At 68.5% G+C, this 20,511-nt stretch carries 14 protein-coding genes; 8 read left to right on the forward strand and 6 right to left on the reverse strand.

Annotated features, from left to right (window positions below; translation table 11 throughout):
• Positions 1-431: 431 nt before the first annotated feature.
• The 6 genes from BLU84_RS10320 to BLU84_RS10350 form a co-directional block, all read right to left on the reverse strand.
• Positions 432-1,058 carry a hypothetical protein gene (locus BLU84_RS10320; RefSeq protein WP_139174898.1) on the reverse strand — a complete coding sequence of 209 codons (627 nt, stop codon included), beginning with the start codon at positions 1,056-1,058 and terminating at the stop codon, positions 432-434.
• Between the two features lie 369 nt (positions 1,059-1,427).
• The gene (locus tag BLU84_RS10325; protein WP_074866079.1) at positions 1,428-2,042 is read right to left on the reverse strand and encodes a ribonuclease HII; all 615 of its coding nucleotides are present in this window, start codon (positions 2,040-2,042) and stop codon (positions 1,428-1,430) included.
• A 146-nt stretch (positions 2,043-2,188) separates the two neighbouring features.
• Complete coding sequence (gene lpxB, locus BLU84_RS10330; protein ID WP_074866087.1) at positions 2,189-3,427, reverse strand: lipid-A-disaccharide synthase; 1,239 nt, start codon at positions 3,425-3,427, stop codon at positions 2,189-2,191.
• 379 nt (positions 3,428-3,806) lie between these two features.
• Complete coding sequence (locus tag BLU84_RS10340) at positions 3,807-5,306, reverse strand: aldehyde dehydrogenase (NADP(+)) (protein WP_074866090.1); 1,500 nt, start codon at positions 5,304-5,306, stop codon at positions 3,807-3,809.
• Positions 5,303-6,124, reverse strand: coding sequence for an NAD-dependent epimerase/dehydratase family protein (locus BLU84_RS10345; protein ID WP_074866093.1), 822 nt, complete (start codon positions 6,122-6,124; stop codon positions 5,303-5,305). The genes BLU84_RS10340 and BLU84_RS10345 overlap by 4 nt, the downstream gene beginning before the upstream one ends.
• Positions 6,125-6,203: 79 nt before the next feature.
• Positions 6,204-6,986, reverse strand: a complete 783-nt coding sequence (locus BLU84_RS10350) for an IclR family transcriptional regulator (protein WP_074866094.1) — start codon at positions 6,984-6,986, stop codon at positions 6,204-6,206.
• An 88-nt stretch (positions 6,987-7,074) separates the two neighbouring features.
• On the opposite strand from BLU84_RS10350, the gene BLU84_RS10355 reads away from it, so the two are divergent.
• The 8 genes from BLU84_RS10355 to BLU84_RS10390 all read left to right on the forward strand — a co-directional run bounded on the left by BLU84_RS10355 (position 7,075) and on the right by BLU84_RS10390 (position 20,505).
• Positions 7,075-8,040, forward strand: a complete 966-nt coding sequence (locus tag BLU84_RS10355) for a 5-dehydro-4-deoxyglucarate dehydratase (RefSeq protein ID WP_211664519.1) — start codon at positions 7,075-7,077, stop codon at positions 8,038-8,040.
• Positions 8,041-8,083: 43 nt separating this feature from the next.
• Positions 8,084-9,346, forward strand: a complete 1,263-nt coding sequence (locus tag BLU84_RS10360) for an MFS transporter (RefSeq protein ID WP_074866097.1) — start codon at positions 8,084-8,086, stop codon at positions 9,344-9,346.
• A 127-nt stretch (positions 9,347-9,473) separates the two neighbouring features.
• On the forward strand, positions 9,474-11,534 hold the full coding sequence (locus tag BLU84_RS10365; RefSeq protein WP_170849137.1) for a glycoside hydrolase family 88 protein: 2,061 nt from the start codon (positions 9,474-9,476) through the stop codon (positions 11,532-11,534).
• On the forward strand, positions 11,534-13,612 hold the full coding sequence (gene hepC, locus BLU84_RS10370) for a heparin-sulfate lyase HepC (protein WP_074866103.1): 2,079 nt from the start codon (positions 11,534-11,536) through the stop codon (positions 13,610-13,612). Before BLU84_RS10365 ends, hepC begins: the two co-directional genes overlap by 1 nt.
• Positions 13,613-13,679: 67 nt before the next feature.
• On the forward strand, positions 13,680-16,802 hold the full coding sequence (locus BLU84_RS10375; RefSeq protein WP_139174902.1) for a TonB-dependent receptor: 3,123 nt from the start codon (positions 13,680-13,682) through the stop codon (positions 16,800-16,802).
• A gap of 187 nt (positions 16,803-16,989) precedes the next feature.
• Positions 16,990-18,504, forward strand: coding sequence for a sulfatase family protein (locus BLU84_RS10380; RefSeq protein WP_074866105.1), 1,515 nt, complete (start codon positions 16,990-16,992; stop codon positions 18,502-18,504).
• A gap of 37 nt (positions 18,505-18,541) precedes the next feature.
• The gene (locus tag BLU84_RS10385) at positions 18,542-19,432 is read left to right on the forward strand and encodes a formylglycine-generating enzyme family protein (protein WP_211664520.1); all 891 of its coding nucleotides are present in this window, start codon (positions 18,542-18,544) and stop codon (positions 19,430-19,432) included.
• A gap of 227 nt (positions 19,433-19,659) precedes the next feature.
• Positions 19,660-20,505: a polysaccharide lyase family 20 protein gene (locus BLU84_RS10390; RefSeq protein ID WP_074866111.1), complete on the forward strand. Its 846-nt coding sequence runs from the start codon at positions 19,660-19,662 to the stop codon at positions 20,503-20,505.
• Positions 20,506-20,511: the final 6 nt, after the last annotated feature.

The following is a 20,511-nucleotide window of genomic DNA, read 5'->3' on the forward strand; positions in this document are numbered from 1 at the left end:
AACCTGCCGGCGCGCCCATCCAGACGAGGCGCCGCGCGAGTAGCGTCGGCTGCAACGGCCTCGCCCTGTAGGAGCGGCGCAAGCCGCGCCCGCGCCAATCCGGACTACAGCGCAACCCAACCTGCCGGCGCGCCCATCCAGACGAGGCGCCGCGCGAGTAGCGTCGGCTGCAACGGGCTCGCCCTGTAGGAGCGGCGCGAGCCGCGACCGCGCCAACCCGAACTACGGCGCAACCGAGCGTGCCGGCGCGGCCACCCAGACGAGGCGCCGCGAGTAGCGTCGGCTGCAACGGCCTCGCCCTGTAGGAGCGGCGCAAGCCGCGACCGCGCCAATCCGGACTACGGCGCAACCGAGCCTGCCGGCGCGTCCATCCAGACGAGGCGCCGCGCCAGCGACGCCCCGCTTCCGCACCGCATCCCCCGCAACCGCGCTCAGGTCACCCGGAACACCGGCTCCGGCGTGCGGCCGTTGGCGTAGTGGCTGTCGCTGACGCGGGCGTGGTGCTGCAGCAGCGCCAGTTCGGCCAGGCGGTCGCGAACCCAGGCGGCGCGCTGCGCGCCGGCGTCGCCGGCGGGGTGTTCGCGCTGGCGGTAGGCGCAGAAATCGCGGTAGTCCTCCGCTTCGGCGGCGAACGCCGGCCACGCCAGTTCGATCAGCAGCACGTCGTCGAGCAGGCCCAGCAGCGGCACCCGGTCGGGGATCAGATCCTCGTCCTGGTCGATGTAGGCGAACAGCCGCTCCAGGCGCCGGCGCAGCGCCGGGTCGCAATCCCAGGCCGGGTCGACGGCCATCGCGCGCAGGTCCTGCAGGCATTGCAGGCGGGTGTCGATCGCGCGGCGCGCGTCGGCCGGCGGCAGCTGCGCCAGCCACTGCGCCAGGCGCTGCAGACGGTCGGCGTCGACCCGGGCGGCGTCGGGATGCAGCTCGTGGACCAGCGCGTCGAACGCGGCGATCGCCGCCGGGCGCAGGGCCATCGCTGGCTCATAAGGCTGCACGTGATGCGGCGGCGGGGCGCGCTCGAACGGCAGCGGCTCGGCGGTCGGGGTAGGGTGAGGCATGCGCATGGAACACCTCGCATCCGGCCCATCTTGGGGGCGGGGAGGGCCGCGTCGCGGGCCGGATTACGACGCGGACCGGTGCGTTGGGAATGTGGCCAACGATGCGCCTGGCCGCAGTCTGCGCGCGCGGGTCTGAAGTCGTTGTGACCTGTGGCACGCCTGGGCGTTCAGGCTCTTGTGGGAGGGCCTTCAGGCCCGAAGCTCTTGTTTCAGATGGTTGCGACCTGAGAGAAGAGCATCGGGCCTGAAGGCCCTCCCACAAGAGCACTGGCATCGAGCCTCAAGGCCTTCCCACAGAACTGCAGCATCGGGCCTCAAGGCCGTCGCACAAGAACCGCAGCATCGCGCCTCGGCGCCCGCGCGACCGCCTCAGAACAGCGAGCGCTGCTCGGCCTCGATCCGCACCGGCGCGAAGCTGCGCCGGTGCTGCGGGCACGGCCCGTGCGCGCGCAGCGCGGCCAGGTGCGCGGCGGTGGAATAGCCTTTGTGGCGGTCGAAGCCGTACTGCGGCCAGGTGTCGTGCAATTGCAGCATCAAGCGGTCGCGCGCGACCTTGGCCAGGATCGAGGCGGCCATGATCGACGGTTCGAGCGCGTCGCCGCCGATCAGCGCCTCGCCGGGGCAGGGCAGGCCCTTGGGCAGATGGTTGCCGTCCACGCGCGCCAGATCGGCCTGCGGCGCCAGCGCCAGCAGCGCGCGGCGCATGCCGGCCATGGTCGCCTGGAAGATGTTGATGCGGTCGATTTCCTCGACCTCGACGAACTCGATCCGCCACGCCAGCGCGCGTTCCTGGATCAGCGGGAACAGCGCTTCGCGCTTGGTTTCGGTGAGCTTCTTGGAATCGTCCAGGCCATCGATGCGGCGGCGCGGATGCAGGATCACCGCGGCCACCGCGACCGGCCCGGCCAACGGGCCGCGGCCGGCCTCGTCGACGCCGGCGATCAGGCGCGGCTTGGCGCGGGGACGGGAGGCGGTGGTATTCAAAGCAGCGGGCGCGAGTCGGGAGAAGTGGGCGTAGCGCAACGAGGAGCGAGAAAGTGCGCGGGGGCGGCTTCTACCTACGCCTCCCTCTGCGCGCTCGCTGCTGAGCTTACGTCAATGAAGCGAAAGCGCAGCAACGCCAGCGCGGGTCAGCTCGCGGCTCCGGCCTGCTCGCCGATCAACTCGGCGATGGCATCGGCCGCGCGCGCCGAGGCGTCGCGCTTGAGCTCCAGATGGATGCGCTGGAACTTCGGCAGCAGCGCCGCGCTCGCGGCCGGGTCACGCAACCAGCGCAAGGTCGCGCCGGCGAGGTTTTCCGGCGTGCAATCGTGCTGCATCAGCTCCGGCACCACGGCCTCGCCGGCCAGCACGTTCGGCAGCGCGTAGTGATCGACCTTGAGCATGCCCAGGCGCTTGACCAGGGTGTAGGTCAGCGGCGAGACCTTGTAGGCCACCACCATCGGCCGCTTGGCCAGCATCGCTTCCAGGGTCGCGGTGCCCGAGGCCAGCAGCACCGCGTCGCTGGCGACCATCACCGTGCGCGCGCCGCGGTCGACGATGCGCAGCGCGCGGCGCACGCGTTCGCCGTCGGGATGCGCGGCGAGGATGCGCTCGAACGCTGCCCGCGCGCGCGCGCTGGCCATCGGCGCGACGATGCCCAGGCGCGGTTCGGCCGCCAGCAGCAGCGCGGCGCAGGCGATGAAATCGGCGGCCAGGGTTTCGATCTCGCCCACGCGCGAACCCGGCAGCATCGCCAGCAGCGGCGCGTCCTCGTCCAGGCCCAGGGTCATGCGCGCACCGTCGCGGTCGGGCTGGATCGGCATTTCGTCGGCGAGCGGATGGCCGACGAAACGCGCGTCCACGCCGTATTCGGCGTAGATCGGCGGCTCCATCGGGAACAGGCACAGCACCCGGTCGGCGCTGAGCCCGATCTTCTGCGCGCGCTTGCGCCGCCACGCCCACACCGACGGGCTGACGTAATGCGCGGTGCGCACGCCGCGCTGCTTGAGCCAGCGCTCCACGCCGAGATTGAAGTCGGGCGCGTCGATGCCGATGAAGGCATCGGGCTTCCAGTCCAGGATGCGCTGGCGCACGTCGCGGCGCAGGCGCAGCAGCCGCGGCAAGTGCTTGAGCACTTCCACCAGGCCCATCACCGCCAGCTCGCCGGCGTCGAACCAGGTCTCCATGCCGGCCGCGCGCATCTGCTCGCCGCCGATGCCGACGAACTCCGCGCCCGGATAACGGCGGCGCAGTTCCTGGATCAGTCCGGCGCCGAGCAGGTCGCCGGAGGCTTCGCCGGCGATCAGGGCGAAGCGCGGCGGCGGGGGCGGCGCGGCGGGGAAGATCTCGTCGATGGGGGCGGTGGGAGCGGCGGTCGCGGCGTTCATCGGGGGATGGGGCGCTCTTGGAAGTGGCGTTCCTGGGAGCGGCGTTCCTGGAAGCGGCCTTCCCGGAAGCGATGCTCCAGTTCGAGCCGGCGCCGGGTTCGATCGGATACGAACCACAGCGGACCGGCTGCAGGGGGAGCGCGGACGGCGCCGCGTTCCCTTCCTTAACATTCTCGCCCGAATCCGGCCCGGGCATGGGGCCGGTATCGTCCTCCAGGGTCACTTGCCGCCAAATGACGTGATCTTTGTCGGGTTCTGCGCCGCACGCGGCCGTCCGGCGCAGCTGCGCAGGGGGGCGGCGCGAGTGCCGAGAGGCCTGCGCCAGGCCGGTCGCGCGTTTCGAAAGGCCGCACCCGGGCCAACGCCTCGTGCCGGCGGGTCAACCCACGGCGAGCGCGCCGTCGCTGCGCCTGGGCAGGCCCAGCGGATTGGCCGCTTTCAACTCATCCGGCAGCAGCGCCTCGGGCCAGCCCTGGAACGTCACCGGCACCAGCCAGCGCCGCAGCGCGGTCATGCCGACCGAGGTGTGCAGCGGATTGGTCGTCGCCGGCCACGGCCCGCCGTGTTGCATGCCCCAGGCGACGGCGACGCCGGTGGGCCAGGCGTTGTAGACGATGCGTCCGGCGATGCCGCGCAGCGCGTCGCGCGCGTTCGCGGCGGCGCCGGCATCGGCGTCGGCCGCGTGCACGCTCGCGGTCAACTGGCCAGGCAAGCGCGCCAGTTCGGCGATCGCGCGCTGCGGATCGCAATACGCCACCACCACCGCGGCCGGGCCGAAGCATTCCTCGCTGTACTTGTCCGGCTCGGCCGCGAAGGCGTCGAGCCCGACGCGGAACAACTGCGGCGCGGCGCCGTAGGCCGCTTCGCCGCCGTCGCCGTCGGCGATGCGCTCGGCCGCGCCGGCCAGCGCGCGGGCGCCGGCCGCGTAGGCATCGCGGATGCGCTCGCTCAGCATCGCCCCGCCGGCGGTTTGCCGCACCGCGGCGGCCAGCGCGTCGACCAACCCGTCCGGCGCGAACACCAGTCCCGGATTGGTGCAGAACTGGCCGACGCCGAGAGTCAGCGAGGCGGCGAATCCGCGCGCGATCTCTTCGCCGCGCTCGGCCGCCGCGCCGGGCAGGATCAGCACCGGGTTGACGCTGCCGAGTTCGCCGTAGAACGGAATCGGGTCGGGCCGCGCATTGGCCATATCGAACAAGGCGCGTCCGCCGCGGGTGGAGCCGGTGAAGCCGGCGGCCTTGATCCCCGGATGGCGGACCAGTTGCGCGCCCGCGGCGAGGCCGTGGACGAGGCCGAAGACGCCGTCCGGCGCACCGGCGCGGGCGAGCGCGCCGGCGACCACGCGCGCGGTCGCCTGCGCGGTGTGCGGATGGGCTTCGTGCGCCTTGACCACGACGCTGCAACCGGCGGCCAGGGCCGAGGCGGTATCGCCGCCGGCGACCGAGAACGCGAACGGGAAATTGCTCGCCGCGAACACTGCGACCGGACCGATCGGCTGCAGCATGCGGCGCAGCTCGGGGCGCGGCGGCACGCTGTCCGCGTCGGCGCGGTCGAGCGTGGCCTCCAGGTAGCTGCCTTCGCGCAAGGCCTGCGCGAACAGGCGCAGTTGGTTGCTGGTGCGCTTGAGCTCGCCGTTCAAGCGCGGCGCGCCCAAGGCGGTTTCGTTGTCGGCGAGCGCGACCAGTTCGCCCGCGCTCGCGTCGATCGCCTCGGCCACGACCTCCAGCACCGCCGCGCGCTTCGCCGCCGGCAGGCGCGACCACGGGGCGAACGCGCGATGCGCGCGGGCGCAGGCTGCGTCGACCTGCGCCGGAGTGGTTTCGGCGATCGGCAGGCCGGCGGCCGCGCCGCTGCGCGGGTCGAATCCTTGAATGCTCATCGCGCGCTCGCCTCCTTTTCGGCGGTGTTCCAGTCGGGACCGCACCAGGTGCCGCCCAGGTAGGACATCAGGAAGCCGTCCGGATCGGGTTCGCCCTGGGCGTCGATTTCGGCGGCGAAACGCTCCGAATCGTCCTGCGGCGCATAGCCCAGCGCGCGCGCCGGTTCCAGCGAGACCCAATGGCGGGTGTTGTCGGAGGCGCCCCAGACCACGCGGAAGCCCGGCGCCGGCGCGGCGAAACAGGCTTCGAACAAGCGCGCGCCGTCGTCGGGCGAGAGCCAGGTGCGCAGCATGCGCGCGTCCTTGGGCCGCTCGAAGCACGAGCCGATGCGCACCGCGACCACGCCCATGCCGTAGCGGTCGGCGTACAGGCTGCCCAGCGCTTCCAGCGCGACCTTGCTGACGCCGTAGTGGGTGTCCGGGCGCGGGAACGCGGCCGCGTCGATGTCGCCGTCTTCCGGGCGCAGGTAGCCGATGGCGTGGTTGGAACTGGCCAGCACCGCGCGCGCGACGCCGGCGCGGCGGGCGGCGTCGAGGGCGACGTAGCTGCCGTGGATGTTGACCTCGAGGATCTGCGCCCAGCAATGCTCGGTGCTCAGGCCGCCCAGATGCAGCAGCACGTCGACGTCGCGGCAGGCGGCTTCCATCGCATCGGCGTCGGTGACCGAGGCGCGCACGATCTCGGCGCCGTCGTCGCCCGGATCGATCGGGGCGATGTCGAGCAGGCGCAGCACGCGCCCGGGCCGGGCCAGGCGCGGCCGCAGCAGCCGGCCCATGCCGCCGGCGGCGCCGGTGATCAGAATGCGTTGCGGTTTCATCGTCGAGCGTTTCCCTTGCGTAGAGCCGGGCGCGGGCGCGCCGCCGGCGGATGGATGACGCGGCGGCCGAGCGCGCCGCCTAGACGCCGCGGCGCGCGCCGGCGCCGATCGCGCGCGCCGCATCGAACAGGCCGTCGAGCACCTGCCGCTCGTGCTCCGGGTCGAGCCGCGCCAGCGGCACCGAACAACTGATCGCGTCCTGCGCGAGCAGACCGTGCGGCAGGGCGACCGCGAAGCAGCACAGGCCCGGCGTGTTCTCCTCGCGTTCGAACGCGTAGCCGCGCGCGCGCACCTCGGCGAGCTGGCGGTGCAGGGCGCGGCGGTCGCGCACGGTGTTCTCGGTGAGCGCGACGAATTTCGCCGGCAGCAACGCGTCGACTTCGGCGTCGCTGCGCGCGGCGAGCAGCGCCTTGCCGAGCGAGGTCGCGTACGCCGGCACGCGCCGGCCGACGCGCGAGATCACCCGCAGGTGGTGCTGCGATTCGCGGCTGGCCAGGTAGACCACGTCGCCGCCGTCCAGCCGCGCCAGGTGCACGGTTTCGTTGATGCGCACGCGCAGTTCGCTGATGACCTGGGCGGCGGCCTGCACGACCGGGTCCTGATCGAGATAGGAGGTGCCCACGAGCAGGGCGCGCACGCCGATGCCGTAGGTGCCCAGGCGCAGGTCGCAGCTGAGCCAGCCGCGTGCGACGAGTGTCTGCAGCAGCATGTAGAGGCTTGATTTAGGCACATCCAGTGCTTGCTGCAGTTCGGTGAGCGTCATGGCGTGCGGGCTTGCGGCCAGCACTTCCAGCAGCATCACGGTGCGGTCGGCGGACTTGACCGCGGCCGGTGCGGTTTTTTCCTTGGATGAGGCGTTCATGGGGGCGAGGGCCTGAGGTTGCGTCGGAACAACTTGACAGGTTTTGGCGGCTAGACTAGGTTCATGTCCTCGATCTTATTTCATATATATGAACTTCTCAAGCCCACATACGACTGCCGGCGCCGCGCCGCAGGCCACCGACGGCACCGATCTGCTTCACGGCGTGCTGTTCTTCCCGGTCACGCCGTTCGCCGCCGACGGTGAGGTCAACGCGGTCGCGCTGGCCGAACACATCGAGCGCGGCGTCGCCGCCGGCGCGGGCGGCGTGTTCGTCGCCTGCGGCACCGGCGAATTCCACGCGCTGGAATGCGGCGAGTACGAGCTCGCCGTGCGCACCGCAGTGGAAGTCACCCGCGGCCGCGTGCCGGTGTTCGCCGGCTGCGGCGGCGCGCTGGCCCAAGCGCGGCAGTTCGCCGCCGCGGCGCGGCGCGCCGGCGCCGACGGCCTGCTGCTGTTGCCGCCGTACCTGGTCACTTGTCCGCCCGAGGGCATCGCCGATTACGTCGAGCAGGTGGCGTCGTCGACGCCGCTGTCGGTCATCGTCTACCAGCGCAACAACGCCGTGTTCACTCCGCAGACCGCGGTGCGGGTCGCGCGTTTGCCCAACGTGGTCGGTTTCAAGGACGGCCTGGGCAACCTCGACGCGATGCAGCGCATCGTGCTGGCGGTGCGCGCAGCGATCGGCGCCAAGCCGTTCCAGTTCTTCAACGGCCTGCCGACCGCGGAAATGACCCAGCAGGCCTATCGCGCGATCGGCGTGAGCCTGTATTCCTCGGCGGTGTTCTGCTTCGCGCCGGAGATCGCCAACGCGTTCTATCGCGCGGTGGAGAACGGCGACCGCGCCCGCGCGGAGGCGTTGCTGGCGAATTTCTACGTGCCCCTGGTCGAGCTGCGCGACAAGGTGCCCGGTTACGCGGTGTCGCTGGTGAAGGCGGCGACGCGCCTGTCCGGCATCGACACCGGTACCGTGCGCGCGCCGCTGGTCGAGGCCAAACCCGAGCACGTGGCTGAGCTCGAGCGCATCGTCGCCGCCGGCCGCGCGCTGGCCGGGTGAGCGCGCCGTCGGTGGGAACCAACCGGGGAGGGATTCGGTGACCATGCAAACCAACGCCGGCTTGGCCGGCGTCGCCCGCCATCGCTGGTGGATCTGCGCGCTGCTGCTGGCGGCGACAACCATCAACTACATGGACCGGCAACTGATCGGCGTGCTCAAGCCGCTTCTGCAGCAGGAACTGGGCTGGAGCGAGACCGACTACGGCAACATCGTGCTCGCGTTCCAGGCGTCCTACGGCATCGGCCTGCTGCTGGCCGGACGCGCGCTCGACCGCGTCGGCACCCGCCTGGGTTTTCCGATCGCGGTCGCGCTATGGAGCCTGGCGGCGATGAGCCACGCATTGGCGCGCGGCGTGCACGGCTTCGTGATCGCACGGTTCGGCCTGGGCCTGGGCGAGGCCGCGCATTTCCCGGCCGCGATCAAGACCGTCGCCGAATGGTTTCCCGACAGCGAGCGTGCGTTGGCCACCGGCATCTTCAACGCCGGCGCCACCCTCGGCGCGCTGGCCACGCCGTTAGTCGTGCCGTTGATCGTGGCCGGCTTCGGCTGGCAGGCCGCGTTCGTCGTGGTCGGCGGCCTGGGCTTCGTCTGGATCGCCTGCTGGGCCGGCACGCATCTGTGGTTGCGCGCGCGCCACGGCGTGGCCAGCCCGCTCGCGCCGGTCGAGGCGGCGCGCCAGCCCACGCGCTGGCGCGACCTGCTGCGCTATCGCGCGACCTGGGCGTTCGCGCTCGGCAAGTTCCTCACCGACCCGATCTGGTGGCTGTACCTGTTCTGGCTGCCGGACTTCTTCTCGCGCACCTTCCACATGGATCTCAAGGGCCTGTCGCTGCCGACCGCGGCGGTCTACGTCGCCGCCGGCGTGGGCAGCATCTTCGGCGGCGCGCTGTCCTCGGTCCTGATCAAGCGCGGTGCATCGATTGATCGAGGGCGCAAGGTCGCGATGCTGGTCTGCGCCCTGGCGGTCACGCCGGTCTGGCTCGCGCCGTGGGTGACCGACATCTGGGCCGCCGTGGCGCTGATCGGCCTCGCGGCCGCGGCGCATCAGGGCTGGTCGGCGAATCTGCTGACCCTGGTTTCGGACGCGTTCCCGCGCAGCACGGTCAGTTCGGTCGCCGGCCTGGGCGGGATGTTCGGAGCGGTCGGCGGGATGCTGATCGCCTGGACCGTGGCGCAGATCCTGCAGTTGAGCGGCAGCTATGTGTGGGTGTTCGCGATCGCCGGCGGCGCTTATCTGGTGGCATTGCTGGCGATCCATCTGCTGGTGCCGCGGCTGCAGCGGGTGGATCTGGCGGAAGCGGCCTGACGCAGCTCGACGCTCGCCGGTGCAAGGCCGCTCGCGCAACAGGGCGGTTCATATATGCGAATCAAATTTACATATTTGTTGTGCCTTTTGCGTGGACTGAAGGCAGCTTCCGGGAGAGGAAATGGGCATGAAACTACTGGGTCGGATGGCGAGGGCGGCGTTGCTGTGCCTTGCGATGGCGGCGTCGCTGGCCGCGTCGGCGAAGGAGCCGCCGCCGCTGGCGGCCGCGCAGGTACGCGCCGCGCTGCTGCGCTCGGCCGACTGGCAACTGGCCAACCCGCGCCGCATCGAAACCACCGACTGGATCATCGCGCCGATGTACGACGGCCTGCTGCACGCGGCCTTCGCCACCGGCGAGCCGCGCTTTGCGCAGGCGGTGCTGGGCTTCGGCGAGCAGTCCGGCTGGTCGCCGCGCTGGCGCTACTACCACGCCGACGACCACGCGGTGGGTCATGCCTGGCTCGACATCTACCAGCTGGACCCAACGCGCAAGGAGCGCCTGGCGCCGCTGCAGAAGGCATTCGATTACGTCCTGGCCCATCCGGTGACCGAGGCGCTGGATTTCCGCATCAAGTCGCCGAAGACGCCCGGGATCAGGTTCACCGACCGCTGGACCTGGTGCGACGCCCTGTACATGGGACCGCCGACCCTGGTGCGCCTGTACCGCGCCACCGGCGACAAGAAGTACCTGGACTTCCTCGACCGCGAGTTCCGCTACACCTACGAGCAGCTCTACGACCACGACGAGCACCTGTTCTGGCGCGACGGCACCTACATCGGCAAGACCGCGCCGAACGGGCGCAAGCAGTTCTGGAGCCGCGGCAACGGCTGGGTGTACGCCGGTCTGGCCCTGCTGCTGCAGGAACTGCCGGCCGATCATCCGACCCGGCCGTTCTACGTCAAGCTGTTTCTGGAGATGACCGACGCGGTCGTCGCCGCGCAGCAGCCCGACGGCCTGTGGCGGCCGAGCATGCTCGACGCCAAGCACATCCCCGGCGGCGAGCAGAGCGGCAGCGCGTTCTTCACCTACGGCCTGGCCTGGGGCATCAACCACGGCCTGCTGTCGAAGAAGAAATACTGGCCGGCGGTCGAGCGCGGCTGGCGCGGGCAGATGAGCACGGTCAAGCCGGACGGCTTCGTCGGCTTCGTGCAGCCGGTGGGCGAGGCGCCCGACAAATTCAACGAGACCTCCACCCAACTGTACGGCACCGGCGCCTTCCTGCTGGCCGGCAGCGAAATCCTGCGCGCGCTCGGCGGTGCGACCCAAACCGCACCGGAGAAGATCCTCGCCGCCGCGCAGGCCGCCCTTGATGCCGACCGCACCCCGCGCGCCTACGCGCGTCTGGTGCCCGAGCGCAAGGACGACCTGGCCTGGGAAAACGACCGCGTCGCCTTCCGCATCTACGGCCCGGCGCTGCGCGCATCCATCGAGGACAGCGGCATCGACGCCTGGTTCAAGAAGGTCGATTACCCGGTGATCGACAAGTGGTATCGCGACGACATCCACAACAAGGTCAGCTACCACAAGGATCACGGCGAAGGCTACGACGCCTACGGCGTGGGCGACACGCGCGGCGACGGCGGCCTGGGGCTGTGGCGCGACGGCAAGCTGGTCGCCGCCGACACCTACCGGCACGCCGACGTGATGTGGACCGCGCCCGACGTGGCCGAGTTCGTGGTCACCTACGACTACCCCGAAATCGACGGACGCAAGATTCGCGAAAAGCGCATCGTGCGCCTGAAGCTGGGCGAGCAACTCAACGAGGTCGACGCGAACTTCACCGTCGACGGCAAGCCGCTCGCCGGGCTGGAGGTCGCGGTCGGCGTGGCCACGCAGAAACCCGGCGCCACGCTCACCTTGCGGCCGGAGGGCGGCTGGATGAGCGTGTGGGAAACCATCGACGGCCAGGGCGTCGGCACCGGCGCCACCTTCCTGGCGGGCGAACTGCGCGAGATGAAGCGCGCCACGCTGCCCTCCACCGGCCACGACGGCAAGGCCAAGGGCGTCGAACACGCGCTGGCCATCCTGCGCACCGACGCCGACGGGCGGGTGAACTATCGGGCCGGTTTCGGCTGGACCGGCGCCGGCAAGATCGCCGACCGCGCCGCATGGGAAGCCTACCTGGCCGATCCCGCGCGCGCGTCGGTGAAGACGTCGATGGTGAAGCGACGGGCGGGGGAGGAATGATGACCTTCGCGCTGCGCGACGCCTGGTCGTTCGTGCTTGCCATCGCGGCGGCCTGCGCATTGGCCGCGACGGACGCGCGCGCCGCCGACAAGGCCGGGCCGGCCGATGCCTTCGCCTTGCTCGACTTGAACCGGCCCGGTCTGGCGCAGGTCAAGCGCGAGGTCGAGGCGCGCGACTACGATGCGGCCGCGGCGGCGTTGCTGGAGTACTTCCGCCAACGGCGCGCGGGAAAACTGCCCGATTACGGCAACGAGGAATTCCCCGTCGATGCGGCGCGGAAGCCCGACCCGGCGACCGTGGAGGCCGCGGACAATGCCCTGTTGCATCGCTTCAAGCCGCACAAGGGCTACGGCTTCTTCGATTACGGCGCGGACATCGACTGGCAGCACTGGCCGGTCAAGGACAACGAAGTCCGCTGGCAACTGCATCGCGTGAAGTGGTGGGACGCGATGGCGCGGGTTTATCGCGACACCCGCGACGAGCGCTACGCCCGGGAATGGATGGCGCAGTTCTCGGACTGGGGGCGCAAGAACCCGCCCGACGGGCCCACCCGCTCGTATGCGTGGCGGCCGCTGGAGGTTTCCGACCGGGTGATGAGCCTGACGACGACGTTCCACTCGTTCGTTGGCTCGCCCAGCATGACTCCGGCTTTCCTGCTCGAGTTCCTCGCGGGCTATCACCGACAGGCCGACTATCTGCCCGGGCACTACGCCAAGGAAGGCAACCATCGCCTGTTCGAGGCCCAGCGCCTGCTCCTGGCCGGCGCGTTCTTTCCCGAATTCAGGCGCGCCGGCGCCTGGCGCAGCAGCGGCATCGAGATGCTCAACGGGGAAATCGGCAAGCAGGTGTACGCCGATGGCATCCAGTACGAACTGTCGCCGGCGTATCACCTCGCCAGCATCGACATATTCCTCAAGGCCTACGCCACCGCCAGGAAGGCCGGCCTGGAAAGCGAATTCCCGGCCAGCTACCGGCGGACCGTGGCGAACATGACGCACGCGTATTTCGACTTTTCCTTCCCGGACTACAACGCACCGATGTTCGGCGACGCCTGGCTTGGCGAAAAATCGGCGTATCTCAAGCGTTTCCAGGGCTGGCTGGCGGCGTTCCCCGACGATCCCGCGATCCGCTATTTCGCCAGCGACAGAATGGAAGGAAGCCCTCCCGCGCATCTGTCGAAAGGCCTGACCGTCGGCGGCTTCTACACGTTCCGCAGCGGCTGGACGCCGGATTCGACCGTGCTGATCCTCAAGGCCAGCCCGCCGGGCAAGTTCCATGCGCAGCCGGACAACGGCACGTTCGAGCTGTGGGTGGACGGGCGCAACTTCATGCCCGACTCCGGGGTGTACGTCTACAGCGGCGACGCGGAAGTCATGAGGCTGCGCAACTGGTACCGCCAGACCCGCGTGCACAACACGCTGACGCTGGACGATGCGGACATGCAGATCACCAAGGCCGCGCTGGCCCGGTGGCAGCCGGACGGCGACGTGCAGGTGCTCGCTTACGCCAATCCGAGCTATCCGGGGCTGGACCACCAGCGCACGGTGCTGTTCGTCGACCAGACATATTTCGTGATCGTCGATCGCGCCGTCGGCACGGCCACCGGCAAGCTGGGCACGCATTTCGTGCTGCGCGAAGACAGCAATCCCGCGTTCGACGAACGCGGCAACCGCGTGCGCACCCGCTATGCCGATGGCAACAACCTGCTGGTGCAGAACCTCGACGACGACGCGACTGTCCTGCGCGAAGAGCAGGGCAAGGTTTCCTACCTCTACCGCAAGGAGACGGCGCGCCCGGCCTTCGTCTTCGAGAAGCCGAAGACCGACGCCGCACCGCGCACCTTCGTCAGTGTGCTGTTCCCGTACCGCGGCGCCACGCCGCCTTCGATCCGCGTGAAGCGCAACGCCGGCAACGACTTCGAGCGCGGCCGGCTGGATCTGACCCTGGTCGTCGACGGCAAGGAAAAGCGCCTGCGGGTTTTGACCCGGCAAGACGACAAGGACGTACGCGCGGCAGGCGCCGGACCCGGCGCCGGCGCGACGGTCGAACCGGCGACCGCCGCGGGGAGGCGGCAATGAGCCGGCACCGCGGCTGCGGCGTTCCTGGGAATGCGCAGTTCCGCAACACCCGCGTCGGCCTGCGCGATTGGGCGCCCAGGCCGAGGCAGTCGAACGAGCCTTGGGGAGAAGGAAAGTGAATAGATCGCATCAATACCGCGTGAGGCAATCGCTGCTGCGGCTGACGGCGCTGGCCGCCGGCATCGGCATCGGACTGGTCGGCCAGGCCCAGGCGCAGACCGCGCCCGCGGCAGGCGAGTCCGCTGCGTCGTCCCAGGCCGAGGCGAAGACCCTCGACCGCGTCGCGGTCACCGGCTCCAAGATCAAGGGCGTGGACATGGAAAGCGCGGTGCCGCTGACCTCGGTTACGCGCGCCGAGATCGAGCGCATGGGCGTGACCTCGGTGGACGACGTTCTCAGGATGCTGGCCGTGTCGGGAGAGGGCATGGGCCGCATGTCCAACAACAACCAGAACTCCTACGCCAACCTGCGCAATATCGGTTCGAACCGCACGCTGGTGCTGGTCAACGGCCATCGCTGGGTCGGCGGCTCCGACAACGGAGGCGTCGTCAATCTGAACTCGATCCCGCTGGGGGCGATCGAGCGCGTGGACGTGCTGAAGGACGGCGGTTCGGTGTTGTACGGCGCCGATGCGATGGTCGGCCTGGTCAACATCATCCTGAAGGAAGACTACGACGGCATCGAGGGCAGCGTCCGTTACGGCACCTACGGCAAGGGCGGCGCGGAGCGCAGCCTGCAGTTGGCCGGCGGTTACTCGGGCGACCGATTCTCCGCCATGCTGGGTGTGCAATTCGCCGAGGGCGAAGGCATCAGCAATACCGAGTACGAGATCACCAGCGAGCCGCCGCCATTCGGCGCGCCGCACTCGCTGCTGTGGAGCAACTCCACGCCCGCCGGCCGGTTCCTGCTCTGCAGGACGGGAACGGCGCTCGCCGGCGGCATTTGCCCCACCGGTTCGCAACAGGATCCGTCGGGCAGCCGCGGCAGGTTCTTCACTTACGACGAAGGCAAGACCGGCAGGGACTGGCGTCCCTATGACAGCAACACCGATCCGTTCAACGACCGCGGCTATCGCGACCTGATCGTCGGATACAAGCGGCACTCGGCAGTGGGTTCGATGAAGTTCGACATCGGCGAACGCATGCAGTTCAAGGTGTTCGCGGAGTACATGGAAGAAAGCATGAAACGGCCGCTGCCGCCGGCTGCGATCGATGTGGGCACGACCGCCAATGCGTTCGTGATTCCCGCAAACAGCTTTTACAACCCGTTCGGCCAGCCCATCGCGCGCGCCCAGCGTTCGCTGGCGGAAGCCGGCGGGCGGCAGTTCGCAAGCCGGGTGCTGACCCGCGTCATCTCGCCGTCGCTGACCGGCAATTTCGAACTGCTCGACCGTAACTTCGACTGGGAGGTCGGCTTCATGACCGGCACCACCTCCCAGCATGCCGACGCCCTGTACGAGATCAGCGCCGGCAGACTGCGCAACGCCCTGGGTCCGTCCTACAAGGACGCCAGCGGCCGGATCGTTTGCGGGACGCCGGCCACGCCGGGCGCCCCGGCCCGACCGGGCCGGCCGGCCGTGCCGGCAGCGCCGGCCACGGTGATCCCGGATTGCGTACCGCTGAACCTGCTGGGCGCTGGCGCGGTCACGCCCGAAATGCTCAATTACCTTCAAGTTCCCGGTGCGGATGCGGGCTTCGCCAATCATTTCCGCGACAACGATTACTTCGTCCAGATCAGCACACCGAACTTGTTCGGCTTGCCGGCCGGCGATGTAGGCATGGCGGGCGGATTCGAGCGCCATACCGTCAGCGCCCGTTTCACCCCGGGCGAAGCGCTGCGCCTGGGCGACGTGGTGGGGAGCGCCTCCCGCCAGGCCTCGGGCGGCGGTTACGGGACCAAGGAGATCTTCGCCGAGTTCTACGTGCCGGTGCTGAAAGACCTGCCGCTGGTCAAGCAGCTCGACTTCAGCATCGCCGGCCGCTATTCGAAGTTCGACAACGGAGTGAACACGTTCAACAAGAAGCTGGGCGTGAAGTGGAAGGTCTCCGATGATCTTGCGCTGCGCGGCAGCTACAGCACCGGCTTCCGTTATGACCTGAACGGCCTCAATCAGAACGACATGGTCAGCGCCATCGCGCTGGGCGGATCGACGTTCGATCCTTGCTCGTTCACCACCAATTCGAGCAACGCGGTCACCGCCAATCGCTACGCGCAGCTGTCGCCCGAATTGCAGGCGAAATGCCGCAGCTTCGGGGTTCCGGCGGGCGGTTACGACAGCCGGTTCGCGCCCAGCGTGACCTCGCAGAGAAACGCCAACAGGGAACTGAAGCCCGAGCGCGACGTGTTCCGAACCCTGGGCGTGCTCTACAGCCCCCATTTCATCGAAGGGCTGGATCTGTCGGTGGATTACTGGGACGTGCGTTTCCGCGACAGCATCGTCAGGCCCGATGTGCAGGACATGCTGGACAATTGCCTGGCCTACTACGGCGATGCGCAGCGGTGCCCGGAAACCTGGGTGTTGCGCGATGCGCAGGGCGCCGTGACCTACGTGCGCAACGCCGCCCTCAACAGCGGCGCCGGGGAGCGCTATACCGGTTACGACTTCCGTGCGGCCTATCGCTTGAACACCGAGTCCTGGGGCAATTTCCGGGTCGAGTGGAGCAACACCTATCTCGCGCTCTTCCAACAAAGCGCCTTCCCGCCGTTCCAGAGCCTGGCCGGAACCTACAGCGCCAACTCCGCGCCGACGCGGCCGAACTGGCGCCTGCGCTCGAACCTGTCGGTGGGCTGGAGCCTGGGCAACTGGGGCGTGCAGTGGACCACGCGCTACTACTCCAGCCTCAAGGAGCAATGCCGCTTCGTGGGCACCATCGCGGTGGAGATGTGCAATGACCTGGGCGAGCCGACCTTCGCGGATCCGAACGGCAACGTCGCCAACAACACGTACCTGCCGTTCCTGCGTGGCGGCAGCGCCAACCGCCTTGGCGCGTATGCCATCCACGACATCAACGTCTCCTACAAGACGCCTTGGCTGAACGATGGACGCATCTCGGGCGGCGTACGCAACGCGTTCAACAAGCAGCCTTCGGTATCGATGACCCCGGGCCTGTCAGGCAGCGGCATCGGCTACAGCCCCGCCTTCGGCGTGCCGGACCGCTACTACTACGTGGAATACAAACAGAAGTTCTGAGCCCGTGTATCCGGTTTCGAAGCCCAACGCCGAGCGGATGCGCGATTCGCGTATTCGGCCGGGAACAAGGTTTCTTTTCCGGGGCGGAGAGTCGATGTAACCCCGTGGCCCCAAGTCGGCATTGCGCGCGGCGGCGGGCGAATCGCGCGGATGCGGTATCGGTCAGATCGTTGAGGAGGCAGGGCAAATGAAAGCGAGGTTGCAGGTTTTCGCAATCCTGTTGATGGTCATTGTGTTCATCGCAGGGTGCGAGCCGAACAAGCAAGGCGAAACCAAGACCGCCGACCGGCCGAACATCCTGGTCGTCATGTCCGACAACCAGTACTGGTCGCACGCCGGCATCTACGGCGACAAGGTCGTGCGCACGCCCAATATGGATCGCGTCGCGCGGGAAGGCGTGCGCTTCACCAACGCCTTCGACGGTTCGCCGTCGTGCACGCCGTCGCGCGCGGGTTTCCTGACCGGGCAGGACATATGGCGTCTGCGCGAGGGGGCCGACCTGTGGAGCATCCTGCCCACGCAGTACAAGACCTATCCCGACCTGCTGGAGGCGTCCGGCTACCAGGTGGGCTTCGACGGAAAAGGATGGGGCCCCGGAAGCTTCGAGGCCAACGGACGCAAGCGCAATCCCGCCGGCAACCCGTACAACAGCTTCCCCGATTTCCTGAAGGCCAAGAAAGCTGGAACGCCCTGGACCTATTGGGTCAGCAGCCTGCATCCGCATCGCCCCTACGAAGTGGGCAGCGGCGTCAAGGCAGGCATTGATCCGGCCAGGATCGACGTGCCCGGCTACCTCCCGGACAGCCCGGAAGTGCGCAGCGACATCGCCGACTATTACGCCGCGGTCGAGGCCTTCGACAAGGATCTGGGCGACGCCCTGCAGGCTTTGCAGCGAAGCGGCGAGGCAGGCAATACCGTCGTCGTGGTGGTCAGCGACAACGGCTGGCAGATGCCGCGCGGCTTGGCCAATCTCTACGATTCGGGCACGCACGTACCGCTGATCGTGTCATGGCCCGGAAAATTCAAGGCCGGCTCCGTCTCCGAGCGGTTGCTGACGTTGAACGATCTGGCGCCCACCTTCCTGGACTTGGCCAAGGTGCCGGTGCCTGGCGAGATGACCGGGAAAAGCATTCTGTCCCTTCTGGAGCGAGGTGGCGCGGAACCGACGCCGCGCGAGTTCGTGGTGTACGGCAGGGAGCGGCATGCCTTCGTGCGCCAGCACGGACTGGGTTATCCCGGCAGGGCGATCCGCACCCACGACTATCTGTACATCAAGAACTACGAGGCCTCCCGCTGGCCCGCCGGCGATCCCCCGCTTTTCGGCGACATCGATCCTTACATGATGCATTACCCGGGCGGCGCCAAGCTCTATCTGATGGCTCACCGAGACGACCCGGCGATAAAGCCCCTGTTCGACTTGAGCATGGGTAAACGGCCGCAAGAGGAGCTCTACGATGTCCGCAGGGATCCCGATCAGTTGCGCAACCTGGCCGCCGATCCCGCTTTCAAGGCGGTGAAGGAAAAGCTGCATGCGCAAATGCGCCAGTACCTGATCGAGACCGCAGATCCGCGCGAAACCGGTGGCGATGTCCAAATTTTCGATACAGCGCCTTATTTCAGCGAAATAGACAAGAAGCCGCGCCCCGGCGCGGAGGCGATCGAGATGTTCGGGCTTGAGCACGAGTATGACTACACCAAGTGATGTCGTTCTTCGGGGCCTCAGGCGAGGCATCGCCGTCGTGCTTCTGTTCGCCTTGCTGCCGCCGGGGCCGAGCCCTGCGGCGGGGAAATGGGCGGCGACGCGCTCGGCGCGACCTGCGGCGATGGTGCATGTTCCAGGTGGGACGTTCGCGATGGGCTCCGCCGCCAAGGAAGATGGTGCGATGTCGATGCGCCACGAGAAGCCGGTGCACGAAGTCGCGGTCCATTCGTTCTGGATGGATGCGACCGAAGTGACCGTCGCCCAGTTCGCCAGATTCGTTGCGGCGACGCATTACAGGACCGAGGCCGAGAAGTTCGGCTGGTCGGGTGTGTTCCGCATCGATCTGGCGAAATGGACCCGCGTGGACGGCGCCGATTGGCGGCATCCGAACGGCCCCAAGTCGAATGCAAAACCGGACGATCCGGTCAGCCACGTGTCCTGGAACGACGCCGACGCCTATGCGAAATGGCTCGGCCACCGCCTGCCGACCGAGGCCGAATGGGAATACGCCGCGCGCGGCGGGCTCGAAGGCAAGACCTACAGTTGGGGCGATGAACTCAATCCCGGCGGCAAGGCCATGGCCAATTGGTGGCAAGGCCACTTTCCTGATCGCAACGAAGGCAGGGACGGCTATTCGGGGCTGGCGCCGGTAGCCCGTTTCCCGCCGAACGGCTATGGCCTTTACGACATGACCGGCAATGTCTGGGAGTGGGTCGCCGATCGCTGGGACGAAAACTATTACGCGCATTCGCCGAAGCGCGATCCGCGCGGACCGGCCGGCGGGAGCGAACGGGTGATGCGCGGCGGTTCGTATCTGTGTTCGGAAAACTTCTGCAGCAACTACCGCGTCGCCGGGCGATCGCATGCGACGCCCGACTCGACCCTTTCCAATGTCGGTTTTCGCACCGTGAAGGACCGTCGCAGGTAGATCGCGCCGGCCCTCGGCGTAAGCGTTCGACATGAGCGCCGATCGCAAGCCCTGCGCCCTTTCGCAGCATCCGTTTCGCCCGATTTCCGAATCCCATCTCGTCAAAGGCTTGTGCCACCACCATGCCTCCCATCGCTTCGAATCTTCGTTGTGTCGCACTATTCGTTTTGATCGCGTGCATTCCCGCCACCGCTTGGGCAAAAGACGGGGACGATCCTCAGGCGGGCATGCAACCCACCTGGATCAAGCGCGAAGGCGTCCTGATGTTTCAGGACGGTTTCGACCAGGGTTCGTTCCTGAAATGGAGCAAGTACACGCTCGACGACCGCTATGCGCTCGAACTGGAACCGCCGCGCGCCGAGTGGGGCAAGCAGGAACGAATCAAGGTCGTCGACGCTCCGTTACCGGCGCATTCGGGCGACAAGGCGCTGCAGTTCACCGTGAAGCGCGGACTCGATACGTTCCGGTCGGAGCTGGCGCTCACCGCCGAGCCGGGTTTCCAGGAGCGTTGGTACGGTCTGCGCATCTTCGTGCCCGCCGACTGGACGTTCGGCAGCCCGAACGCCACCGACCATGGCGACATCGTGACGCAATGGCATCACATCAGCAGTTTGCCCAGCACGGCGCGCGGCAAATATCCCCCGCTGGCGCTGGCGATCAAGGGTCGGACCTGGGAGATCGACAACAACTACGGCATCGAGGGCGAGGGGACGAACGACGACTCCGATGCGGGCCCGGTAGACGCGGGACGCTGGACCGCCTGGGTTTTCCACGTCAAGTGGTCGTCCGATGGCGAGGGACTGCTTCAGGTCTGGAAGGACGGCGTGCCCGTCCTCGACAAGCGCGGCCCTACCACGTATCGGCCGGGCCACGTGCGCACGCCCTATTGGAAGATCGGCCTCTACCACCCGGGCTGGAAGAAGCGGAACGAGGACAAGTTCAACGCGGTTCCGTCCACGGTCGCCGAGCGCGTCGTCTATATCGACGACGTGAAGATGGGCGACGAGCATGCGGCCTACGCGGACGTCGCGCCGCCCGGCGGATTGCCGATCCGCAAGGCCGGCCGCCGGTGACGCCGG

It is taken from the genome of Lysobacter enzymogenes (genome assembly GCF_900106525.1).
GTDB lineage: Bacteria > Pseudomonadota > Gammaproteobacteria > Xanthomonadales > Xanthomonadaceae > Lysobacter > Lysobacter enzymogenes.

Bases quoted from the DNA above. Each gene is read 5' to 3' on its own strand.
- BLU84_RS10320 (WP_139174898.1), bottom strand. From the start codon at position 1,058: ATGCCTCACCCTACCCCGACCGCCGAGCCGCTGCCGTTCGAGCGCGCC.
- lpxB (WP_074866087.1), bottom strand. From the start codon at position 3,427: ATGAACGCCGCGACCGCCGCTCCCACCGCCCCCATCGACGAGATCTTC.
- BLU84_RS10340 (WP_074866090.1), bottom strand. From the start codon at position 5,306: ATGAGCATTCAAGGATTCGACCCGCGCAGCGGCGCGGCCGCCGGCCTG.
- BLU84_RS10345 (WP_074866093.1), bottom strand. From the start codon at position 6,124: ATGAAACCGCAACGCATTCTGATCACCGGCGCCGCCGGCGGCATGGGC.
- BLU84_RS10350 (WP_074866094.1), bottom strand. From the start codon at position 6,986: ATGAACGCCTCATCCAAGGAAAAAACCGCACCGGCCGCGGTCAAGTCC.
- BLU84_RS10355 (WP_211664519.1), top strand. From the start codon at position 7,075: ATGAACTTCTCAAGCCCACATACGACTGCCGGCGCCGCGCCGCAGGCC.
- BLU84_RS10360 (WP_074866097.1), top strand. From the start codon at position 8,084: ATGCAAACCAACGCCGGCTTGGCCGGCGTCGCCCGCCATCGCTGGTGG.
- BLU84_RS10365 (WP_170849137.1), top strand. From the start codon at position 9,474: ATGAAACTACTGGGTCGGATGGCGAGGGCGGCGTTGCTGTGCCTTGCG.
- hepC (WP_074866103.1), top strand. From the start codon at position 11,534: ATGACCTTCGCGCTGCGCGACGCCTGGTCGTTCGTGCTTGCCATCGCG.
- BLU84_RS10380 (WP_074866105.1), top strand. From the start codon at position 16,990: ATGAAAGCGAGGTTGCAGGTTTTCGCAATCCTGTTGATGGTCATTGTG.
- BLU84_RS10390 (WP_074866111.1), top strand. From the start codon at position 19,660: ATGCAACCCACCTGGATCAAGCGCGAAGGCGTCCTGATGTTTCAGGAC.